1 protein-coding gene is annotated in these 1,109 nt (G+C 60.1%); it reads right to left on the reverse strand.

Features of this window, described 5'->3' with window-relative positions; translation table 11 throughout:
* The coding region (locus C5O18_RS10095; protein WP_146089358.1) for a DNA recombination protein RmuC at positions 1-1,109 on the reverse strand (1,109 nt) is incomplete at both ends.

The raw sequence follows: 1,109 nt of genomic DNA on the forward strand, positions 1-1,109 counted from the left end.
TTTGATGGCAGGCGCCAGGTTCTTGAACTCGCCCACCTGTTTGACCAGGTTGCCCTTGCCGCTGACCAGCTGGCCTTCGGCCTTGACGTAGGCTTCGGTGGCGGTTTCCAGGCCTTTTTTGATTTTCTCGAAGCTGGCCAGGAAGGTATTGAGCTTTTTGAACACGCCCTCTGCGCGGCTGGCCAGCGCGGCGGTGTGCTTGTTCTGATCCTCATAGCGCCAGAGCTGGCGAACGATGTTGAGGCTGGTGAGCAGCGTGGTCGGTGTGGCCACCAACACGTTGTTCTCGATGGCCTGCTGGAACAGGGTTTCGTCCGCCTTGAGCGCCTCGACGAAGGCCGACTCGATGGGAATGAACATGAACACCATGTCCGGCGAGTTCAGCCCCGGCAGCTTGTAGTAGTCGCGGTCGGCCAGCTCCTTGATGCGGCTGGCGACGGCCTGCACGTGCTCTTTCAGGGCCTGCTTACGCTCCAAATCATCTTCTGCGTTCACGTAGCGGGTATAGGCGTTGAGCGAGACCTTGGCGTCGACGATCAGGTGCTTGCCCTGGGGCAGGTACACCACGGCATCAGGGCGCTGGCGGCCCTCCTCGGTAGTGATACTGACTTCGCGCTGGTAGTCCTTGCCCAGCTGCAGGCCAGAACGGTCGAGTACGTTTTCCAGCACCAGCTCGCCCCAGTTGCCTTGCAGCTTCTTCTGGCCACGCAGCGCGGTGGACAGCTCATGGGCCTCGGTGGTGATCTGCTGGTTCAGCGTTTTAAGCTGCTCCAGTTCTTTGCGCAGCTCACCCTGCTGGGTGGTCTCGCGGTGATGGATCTCCTGCACTTCACGCTTGAAGGTGTCGATGGACTGCTGGAAAGGCGTCATCACCGCGCTCAGGCTGAGCTTGCTGCTTTCCTGCAGGGCCTGGGTTTTCGCTTCGAGAATTTCGTTGGAGAGCAGCTTGAACTGCTCACTCAGGCCGGCTTTCTGCTGTTCGAAGTTGGCCAGTTCTCGGGCATGGCTGGCCTGGCGCTCGTCCAGCTCAGCCTTGAGCTTAGTTTCCTGGCGCTTGATCTCTGCCAGTTCGCCCTGCAGCGTTTCGAGCTTTTCGCCTGCGGCCTTCA

Source organism: Amnimonas aquatica, assembly GCF_002943415.1.
Lineage (GTDB): Bacteria > Pseudomonadota > Gammaproteobacteria > Pseudomonadales > Moraxellaceae > Perlucidibaca > Perlucidibaca aquatica_A.